Raw genomic sequence first — 8,328 nt, 5'->3', positions numbered from 1 at the left:
CGTGCGCGCTTCCGCGCACCGTGCAGCGCCACAAGCAGGCACCCAGCACGCAACACCGCACCGGATGGCGAACGCGGCACCGTGCGGACGGGAGGCGCGGCGCACGACCGGCACCGCGCCTCCAGGCCGCACCGTGCGCACCTCGCAACCCCGTGCGCGCTTCCGCGCACCGTGCAGCGCCACAAGCGCGCACCCAGCACGCAACGCCGCGCCGGATTACGAACGCGGCACCGTGCGGGCGGGCCACGCCCGACCACACGCGCGGCAGCTAGGCGAGCTCGATGAGCTCCGCGTAGTCCTTGTTCCAGTGGTCCTCGGTGCCGTCCGGCAGCAGCAGCACGCGCTCGGGGTTGAGCGCCTCGACCGCGCCGGCGTCGTGGGACACCAGGACGACCGCACCCTCGAAGCCGGCGAGGGCGTTGAGGATCTCCTCGCGCGAAGCCGGGTCCAGGTTGTTCGTCGGCTCGTCGAGCAGCAGGACGTTCGCGCCGGAGACCACGATCATCGCGAGCGACAGACGCGTCTTCTCACCACCGGACAGGACGCCGGCCTTCTTGTAGCCGTCGTCACCGGTGAACAGGAACGAGCCGAGCACCCGACGGGCCTCGGTCTCGTTGAGGTCCGTCGACGCCGACACCATGTTCTCGATCACGGTGCGGTTGATGTCGATGTTCTCGTGCTCCTGCGCGTAGTACCCGATGCGCAGACCGTGACCGGGCTGGATCTCGCCCGTGTCGGGCTTGTCGGCTCCCGCCAGGATGCGCAGCAGCGTCGTCTTGCCCGCACCGTTGAAGCCGAGGATGACCACGCGCGAACCGCGGTCGATCGCCAGGTCGACACCCGCGAAGATCTCGAGCGACCCGTACGACTTCGACAGCCCCTCGGCCATCAGCGGGGTGCGGCCGCACGGGGCCGGCGTGGGGAAGCGGATCTTCGCGACCCGGTCGGCGACACGCTCGTCCTCGAGGCCGGCGAGCAGCTTGTCGGCACGCGCGACCATCTGGTGCGCGGCCGCGGCCTTGGACGCCTTCGCGCCGAACCGGGCGGCCTGGTCCTTGAGCGTGGCGGCCTTCTTCTCGGCGCCCGCGCGCTCCTTGCGGCGGCGCTCCTCGTCGGCGACGCGCTGCCGCTGGTAGAGCTTCCAGCCCATGTTGTAGATGTCGATGGTCTGGCGGTTGGCGTCCAGGTAGAAGACGCGGTTCACGACCTCGTCGACGAGCTCCACGTCGTGGGAGATGATGATGACGCCACCGGGGTAGGTCTTCAGGTGCTCGCGGAGCCACACGACGGAGTCGGCGTCGAGGTGGTTGGTCGGCTCGTCGAGGATCATCGTCTCGGCGTCCGAGAACAGGATCCGGGCGAGCTCGATGCGACGGCGCTGACCACCCGAGAGCGTCTTGAGCTGTTGGTCGAGGATGCGGTCCGGCAGCTTGAGGTTCGACGCGATCGACGCCGCCTCGGCCTCGGCCGCGTAGCCACCGAGCGCGTTGAACTGGTCATCGAGCCGGCTGTAGCGCCGCATCGCCTTCTCGGCCACGGCCGTGTCGTCGCTCGCCATGTCGAGGGTCGCGAGGCGGATGCCCTCCACGAGCTCCCCGAGCCCACGGGCGTCGAGGATGCGCTTGCGCGCGGTCTCCTCCGGGTCGCCGGAGCGGGGGTCCTGCGGCAGGTAGCCGATCTCCCCGCCGCGGTCGATCGTGCCGCCGTTCGGCTGCGTCTCGCCCGCGAGGGCCTTGGTCATCGTCGTCTTCCCCGCGCCGTTGCGGCCGACGAGTCCGATCTTGTCGCCCTTCTCGACACGGAAGGACACGTCTTCCATGAGGAGACGAGCTCCGACGCGGATCTCGAGTTCGTGCACGGCAAGCACAGTGGACGTCCAATCAGTTGGTGGGTTTGCACAACGGTGTGTGCGTGAGGTGCACCGCTACGCTGACGGGACCGATGGTTCCGAACGGAACCAGCAGTCCATTCTAGGAGAATCCATGACGAACGCCACCGGGTTCGCTCCCCGCGCAGTCCTCGCCGACCGTCTGCGCACGCACGGGCTGGCCACCGACGCCGCCCTCGTCGCCGGCGGAGCCCTGTTCACCGCCGCGATGGCGCAGCTCGAGGTCCCGATGTGGCCGGTCCCGATCACCGGGCAGACGCTGGCCGTCGTGCTCGTCGGCGCGACCCTCGGCGCACGCCGCGGCATGCTCTCGCTGCTCGTCTACGCCGTCGCCGGACTCGCGGGTGCCCCGTTCTTCGCCGACATGCAGGGCGGCCTGCAGGCCCTGGCCCTGCCGAGCTTCGGGTACGTCATCGGCTTCATCCCCGCCGCCGGGCTCGTCGGCTGGCTCGCCCGTCGCAACTGGGACCGCCGCGTCGGTCGCGCCGCGGTCGCGATGCTGCTCGCGAGTGCGATCCCGTTCGTGACCGGCCTGCCGTACCTGGCCGTGGCGCTCGGCCAGCTCGGCGCCCCGAACGACGTCCAGTCGGTGCTCGCCGCCGGCCTGTACCCGTTCATCGTCGGTGGCATCGCCAAGGCCCTCATCGCCGCCGGCATCCTGCCGCTCGCGTGGAAGGCCGTCGGTCGTCGCTGAGGCTTCGCACGAGAACGGCCCCGCACCGATCGGTGCGGGGCCGTTCTGTATCCGGTGCGTGGATGAAGAGTCCGTGCGGAGCCGGGCTGGGGCGTCGGTCGGTCACGACTCCCCGCCGCCCGGACGCCGAGTGGTCGCGTTCTGTCGCCTGGAGCGCTGTCAGCCGACAGAACGTGACCACTCGGCGAACGTGAGCGGGGGGTTGCGACCACTCAGCGGCGCACCCCGCGCGTGACGTGCGCACAGACGGACGGGAGGCGCGGTGCCAGCTGGCACCGCGCCTCCCGTCCGTGGTGTGTCGCGACTAGATCGCGAACCCGAGGGCGCGCATCATCTCGCGTCCGTCGTCGGTGATCCGTTCCGGACCCCACGGCGGCATCCAGACCCAGTTGATCCGGAAGGCGTCCACGATGCCGTCGAGGGCGTTCGCGGTGTCACCCTCGATGACGTCGGTCAGGGGGCAACCGGCGCTCGTGAGCGTCATGCTGATGACGAGCGCGTTGGCCTCGTCGTCCCAGGCGAGGTCGTAGATCAGGCCGAGGTCGACGATGTTCACGCCGAGCTCCGGGTCCTGGACCTCCTTCAGGCCCTCGACGACCTCGTCGAACTTGTCCGGGGCGAGTGCGGCGATCATCAGGCCTGCGCCTCGGCGGCGGCGATCTGCACGTAGCGGTCGTAGCCCTCGTTCTCGAGACGGTCGGCGAGCTCGGGGCCGCCCTGCTCCGCGATCTTGCCGGCGACGAACACGTGCACGAAGTCCGGCTTGATGTAGCGGAGGATGCGCGTGTAGTGCGTGATGAGCAGCACACCGAGGCCGGTCGCGGCCTTGGCGCGGTTGACGCCCTCGGAGACGATCTTCAGCGCGTCGACGTCGAGGCCGGAGTCGGTCTCGTCGAGGACGGCGAACTTCGGCTTGAGGAGCTCGAGCTGCATGATCTCGTGGCGCTTCTTCTCGCCACCGGAGAAGCCCTCGTTGACGTTGCGCTCGGCGAACGACGAGTCCATCTTCAGGTCGGCCATCGACTGGCGGAGTTCCTTGATCCAGCCACGGAGCGCCGGAGCCTCGCCGTCGATCGCCGTCTTGGCGGTGCGGAGGAAGTTCGACACCGTGACGCCGGGGATCTCGACCGGGTACTGCATCGCCAGGAACATGCCCGCACGGGCACGCTCGTCGACGCTCATCGCGAGGACGTCCTCACCGTCGAGGGTGATGGTGCCACCGACGACGTGGTACCGGGGGTGACCGGCGATGGTGTACGCCAGGGTGGACTTGCCGGAGCCGTTCGGCCCCATGATCGCGTGGATCTCGCCCTCGTTGATGGTGAGGTCGACACCCTTCAGGATCTCCTTGGTGCCCTGATCGGTGTCGATCGAGACCTTGAGGTCACGGATTTCCAGAGTGGACATTGCGTTCCTTCGGTTGCAGCTGTGTGCGGCGTCAGCCGCGGGAAGTGTTGGGGGTGCTCAGTCGACGGGGACGACGTCCTGCACGTCGACGTAGACGTCGCCGTCGCGGACCTCGACCCGGAAGACCGGGACGGGCTCGTAGGCCGGGAAGTTCTGCGGCTTGCCGGTGGCCAGCGAGAAGCGGGACCCGTGGGCCCAGCACTCCAGCGAGTCACCCTCGACGAAGCCCTCGGCCAGCGAGATGTCGCCGTGCGTGCAGGTGTCGCCGATGGCGTGGACCGTGCCGGACGAGTCCTTCACGATCGCGACCGCCGTGCCGCCGACGACCACCCGCATCGGGCTGTCCACCGCGATGTCGGCTTCGGCGCAGACCTTCTCGGCCATCAGGCGGTGGCCTCCGCGCCGTCGGACTGCCCTGCGGCGGCCTGTGCGTCGCCCGCCTCGGCCGGTGCGGCGATGACCGAACGGCCCTCGGCCAGCTCCTGCTCGACCGCGGCGATGAGGCGTTCCTCGAGCTCGGGTGCACCGATCTTCTGGATGACCTCGACCAGGAAGCCGAGGACGACGAGGCGCCGCGCTTCTTCTTCCGGGACTCCGCGCGACTGCAGGTAGAACAGCTGCTCGTCGTCGAAGCGACCGGTCGCACTCGCGTGGCCGGCGCCCTCGATGTTGCCCGTCTCGATCTCGAGGTTCGGGATGCTGTCGGCGCGGGTGCCGTCCGTCAGCACGAGGTTGCGGTTCTGCTCGTACGAGTCGGTGCCGTCACCGGCGCGGCCGATCAGGACGTCGCCGATCCAGACGGTGTGCGCGCCCTGGCCCTGCAGCGCGCCCTTGTAGTTGACCCGACCGCGCGTGTTGGGCGCGTCGTGGTTCACGTAGACCTGCTGCTCGATGTACTGGCCGGCGTCGGCGAAGTACACGCCGTACATCTCCGTGTCGGCACCCTGCGCACCGAGGTGCGTCGAGGGGTTGACGCGGATGACGTCGCCGCCGAGCGAGACCACGACGTGCTTGAGGAAGGCATCGCGGCCGACCTCCGCGAAGTGGGTCGAGACGTGCACGGCGTCGTCGTTCCAGTCCTGCAGGCTGACGACGGTCAGTCGTGCGTTCTGCTGCGCGACGATCTCGATGTTCTCGCTCAGCAGGGCGCTGCCGCGGTTGTCGAGCACGACGATGCCCTGGGAGTTCGGCTCGGCCGTGATGACCGTGTGCGCAGCGCGGGGCTGCGACCCGAAGTCGGAACGGGTCACGGTGATGAACTCGTGCGCTTCGGTGGCCTTGATCGTGATCGCCAGGACCGCGTCACGGGCGGTCCAGGCTGCGGCCGAGGCGCGGTCCTCGGGCAGGCCGGCGGAGCCGACGCGGGGGTCGTCGCTGCGACCCCACTCGACGTCGGCACCGTCGGACTGTCGGGCGAGGTACGGGTAGGCGGATCCGTCGAGCGCGCCGTCCAGCAGCGGCTGGAGCTTGGTGAGCGGCGCGAACTTCCAGTTGACCTCTCGGCCGGTGACCTTGGGGAACGCCTCGACGTCGCCGGACTGGAACCGCTCGGAGCGGGTCTGGACCGGCACCTTCTTGTCGGGGGCGTCCCAGCCGCCGTCGGAGTGGGCTCCGGCGCCGTGCTGGGTGCCGCCCTGCGCTGCGGCAGCGGGCTCGATCGGCTGGTCGATGTGGGGAGGGGTGGTGCTGGACATCTAGCCGACGGATCCTTCCATGCTCATCTCGATGAGCTTGTTGAGTTCGAGTGCGTACTCCATCGGGAGCTCGCGGGCGATCGGCTCGATGAAGCCACGGACGATCATCGCCATCGCCTCGTCCTCGGCCATGCCGCGGGACATGAGGTAGAAGAGCTGCTCCTCGCTGACACGCGAGACCGTGGCCTCGTGTCCCAGCTGCACGTCGTCGACACGGATGTCGATCGCCGGGTAGGTGTCGCTCCGGCTGATCGTGTCGACCAGCAGGGCGTCGCAGCGCACGGTGTTGGCGGCGTGGTGCGCGGCCGGGTCGACCCGGACCTCACCGCGGTAACCCGCACGACCGCCACCACGGGCGATCGACTTCGAGACGATCGACGACGTCGTGTACGGCGCCATGTGGATCATCTTCGCGCCGGCGTCCTGGTGCTGACCGGGGCCCGCGAAGGCGACGGAGAGCGTCTCGCCCTTGGCGTGCTCGCCGGCGAGGTAGATCGACGGGTACTTCATCGTGACCTTGGACCCGATGTTGCCGTCGATCCACTCCATCGTCGCGCCCTCGTGTGCGATCGCACGCTTGGTGACGAGGTTGTAGACGTTGTTCGACCAGTTCTGGATCGTCGTGTACCGAACGCGGGCGTTCTTCTTCACGATGATCTCGACAACGGCCGAGTGCAGCGAGTCGGACTTGTAGATCGGGGCGGTGCAGCCCTCGATGTAGTGGACGTACGAGTCCTCGTCCGCGATGATCAGCGTCCGCTCGAACTGGCCCATGTTCTCGGTGTTGATCCGGAAGTAGGCCTGCAGCGGGATCTCGACGTGGACGCCCTTCGGGACGTAGACGAACGAGCCACCGGACCAGACGGCCGTGTTCAGCGCGGCGAACTTGTTGTCGCCGGCCGGGATCACGGTGCCGAAGTACTCCTCGAACAGCTCCGGGTGCTCACGGAGCGCCGTGTCGGTGTCCATGAAGATGACGCCCTGCTGCTCCAGGTCCTCGCGGATCTGGTGGTAGACGACCTCGGACTCGTACTGCGCGGCGACGCCGGCGACGAGGCGCTGGCGCTCGGCCTCGGGGATGCCGAGCTTCTCGTAGGTCGCACGGATGTCCTCGGGGAGGTCCTCCCACGACTGTGCCTGCTTCTCCGTGGAGCGCACGAAGTACTTGATGTTGTCGAAGTCGATGCCCGTCAGGTCGGCACCCCACGTCGGCATCGGCTTGCGGCCGAAGAGCGACAGCCCCTTGAGACGGTTCTTCAGCATCCACTCGGGCTCGTCCTTGAGGTTCGAGATGTCGGTGACGACCTCTTCCGAGATCCCACGACGGGCGGAGGACCCTGCCGAGTCGGAGTCGGACCAGCCGAACTCGTATTGGCCGAGCCCTTCGAGCTCGGGACGGTCGATGAGCACGTCGGACATGGTCTCCTCGTTTCCTTCTCGCGGGACAGCGTTACAGGTGTGAACCCGTGGCGTCTGGACGCCATTCCACCGCGGACCGCTGACATGCGGACCCGGTGCTGCTCCCTCGCAACGACAATGGTTCCACGCAGTCCGTGGGTTGATCGGCGATCTCGGCCCATTCGGAGCCGGCGCCTGCCTAGACTTGACTGCTGCTGAACCCTCGAATCCTACAGGTTCACTGCACGGAACAACAGGAAGGCACCACCCTCGTGACACGCGTCGGATCCCCCGTCGAGCAGGATCTCCGGACCGGACGGTGGTGGTCGCTCCCCCGCGTGGTCGACCGTCGCGTGGTCGCACTGGCCTGGGCGTCCTTCGTGGTCGAGGTCGTGCTGATCGGCACCGGAGGCCTCGTGCGCCTCACCGCCTCGGGCCTCGGATGCCCCACCTGGCCCAAGTGCACGGCGGATTCGCTCGTCTCCACGCCGGAGATGGGCATCCACGGCATCATCGAGTTCGGCAACCGTCTGCTCACCTTCGTGCTCGTGATCGTGGCCGTCGCGATGTTCCTCGCGGTCGTCCGGATGCTCCGCACGCGCCCCGAACTCTTCTGGCTGGCGTTCGCTCAGGGCGTCGCGATCCCGGTGCAGGCCGTCATCGGCGGCATGAGCGTCTGGACGAACCTGAACCCCTTCGTGGTCGGGCTGCACTTCGTCGTCTCCGCCGCCCTCACCTCGGTGACCGCTGCGCTGGTCTACCGCACGACGCACGGCCCGCGCACCGCCCAGCGGCTCGTCCCGCGCTGGTACACGGGTGTTGTCCGCGGCACCGTCGCCGCCGTCGTCGTGACCGTGCTCGTCGGCATCCTGACCACCGGCAGCGGCCCGCACGCCGGAGCCGACGCCGCGGTCGACGGTGGACGCCTGCACCGCACCGGGTTCGACCCCGCGGTCATGGAGCACGTGCACGCCTGGCCCGCGTACGTCCTCTTCGCCCTGACCCTGGTGCTCGTCATCGGAGCCGTCCGCCTGGGCCGCCCGAGCAAGTGGCCGCTGCTGCTGCTCGTCGTCGAGTTCCTGCAGATCGCTGTCGGGCTCACGCAGGCGCGAACGGGTCTGCCCGTCGGGCTCGTCGGCACGCACATGGTGCTCGCCGGGCTGCTCGTCGGAGCGGTGACCGCCGTGGTGCTGTCGACGCGGGCCTCAGCCGGCCGAGACGCCGTCCGGGAACCCATCGACGCCTGA

Annotated in this window: 8 protein-coding genes; 2 read left to right on the top strand and 6 right to left on the bottom strand. The window is 68.9% G+C overall.

Annotated features, from left to right (window positions below; translation table 11 throughout):
• Positions 1-268: 268 nt before the first annotated feature.
• Positions 269-1,867, bottom strand: a complete 1,599-nt coding sequence (locus tag HP445_RS11470) for an ABC-F family ATP-binding cassette domain-containing protein (RefSeq protein ID WP_128779951.1) — start codon at positions 1,865-1,867, stop codon at positions 269-271.
• A 115-nt stretch (positions 1,868-1,982) separates the two neighbouring features.
• On the opposite strand from HP445_RS11470, the gene HP445_RS11465 reads away from it, so the two are divergent.
• The gene (locus HP445_RS11465) at positions 1,983-2,582 is read left to right on the top strand and encodes a biotin transporter BioY (RefSeq protein WP_128779952.1); all 600 of its coding nucleotides are present in this window, start codon (positions 1,983-1,985) and stop codon (positions 2,580-2,582) included.
• 304 nt (positions 2,583-2,886) lie between these two features.
• Here HP445_RS11465 and HP445_RS11460 read toward each other — a convergent pair whose 3' ends face one another.
• Genes HP445_RS11460 through sufB form a run of 5 tightly spaced genes read right to left on the bottom strand, consistent with a single transcriptional unit; the run spans position 2,887 to position 7,102 of the window.
• Positions 2,887-3,216 (bottom strand): metal-sulfur cluster assembly factor, encoded by a 330-nt coding sequence (locus tag HP445_RS11460; RefSeq protein WP_128779953.1) that lies wholly within the window; start codon positions 3,214-3,216, stop codon positions 2,887-2,889.
• The gene (sufC, locus tag HP445_RS11455) at positions 3,216-3,989 is read right to left on the bottom strand and encodes a Fe-S cluster assembly ATPase SufC (RefSeq protein WP_128779954.1); all 774 of its coding nucleotides are present in this window, start codon (positions 3,987-3,989) and stop codon (positions 3,216-3,218) included. The genes HP445_RS11460 and sufC overlap by 1 nt, the downstream gene beginning before the upstream one ends.
• Before the next feature lie 57 nt (positions 3,990-4,046).
• On the bottom strand, positions 4,047-4,373 hold the full coding sequence (locus HP445_RS11450) for a non-heme iron oxygenase ferredoxin subunit (RefSeq protein WP_372496365.1): 327 nt from the start codon (positions 4,371-4,373) through the stop codon (positions 4,047-4,049).
• Complete coding sequence (gene sufD, locus HP445_RS11445) at positions 4,373-5,683, bottom strand: Fe-S cluster assembly protein SufD (RefSeq protein ID WP_128779955.1); 1,311 nt, start codon at positions 5,681-5,683, stop codon at positions 4,373-4,375. The genes HP445_RS11450 and sufD overlap by 1 nt, the downstream gene beginning before the upstream one ends.
• Positions 5,684-7,102, bottom strand: coding sequence for a Fe-S cluster assembly protein SufB (gene sufB, locus HP445_RS11440; RefSeq protein WP_071403757.1), 1,419 nt, complete (start codon positions 7,100-7,102; stop codon positions 5,684-5,686). It lies immediately after the preceding gene.
• A 251-nt stretch (positions 7,103-7,353) separates the two neighbouring features.
• On the opposite strand from sufB, the gene HP445_RS11435 reads away from it, so the two are divergent.
• Complete coding sequence (locus tag HP445_RS11435; protein WP_128779956.1) at positions 7,354-8,328, top strand: COX15/CtaA family protein; 975 nt, start codon at positions 7,354-7,356, stop codon at positions 8,326-8,328.

Source organism: Curtobacterium flaccumfaciens (assembly GCF_013359815.1).
GTDB lineage: Bacteria > Actinomycetota > Actinomycetes > Actinomycetales > Microbacteriaceae > Curtobacterium > Curtobacterium flaccumfaciens.
This window is presented reverse-complemented; position numbering and strand designations above follow the sequence as displayed.

What these genes read in the sequence shown, in the direction of transcription:
- HP445_RS11465 (WP_128779952.1), top strand. Translation starts at nt 1,983, where the DNA reads ATGACGAACGCCACCGGGTTCGCTCCCCGCGCAGTCCTCGCCGACCGT.
- HP445_RS11460 (WP_128779953.1), bottom strand. Translation starts at nt 3,216, where the DNA reads ATGATCGCCGCACTCGCCCCGGACAAGTTCGACGAGGTCGTCGAGGGC.
- sufC (WP_128779954.1), bottom strand. Translation starts at nt 3,989, where the DNA reads ATGTCCACTCTGGAAATCCGTGACCTCAAGGTCTCGATCGACACCGAT.
- sufD (WP_128779955.1), bottom strand. Translation starts at nt 5,683, where the DNA reads ATGTCCAGCACCACCCCTCCCCACATCGACCAGCCGATCGAGCCCGCT.
- sufB (WP_071403757.1), bottom strand. Translation starts at nt 7,102, where the DNA reads ATGTCCGACGTGCTCATCGACCGTCCCGAGCTCGAAGGGCTCGGCCAA.
- HP445_RS11450 (WP_372496365.1), bottom strand. Translation starts at nt 4,373, where the DNA reads ATGGCCGAGAAGGTCTGCGCCGAAGCCGACATCGCGGTGGACAGCCCG.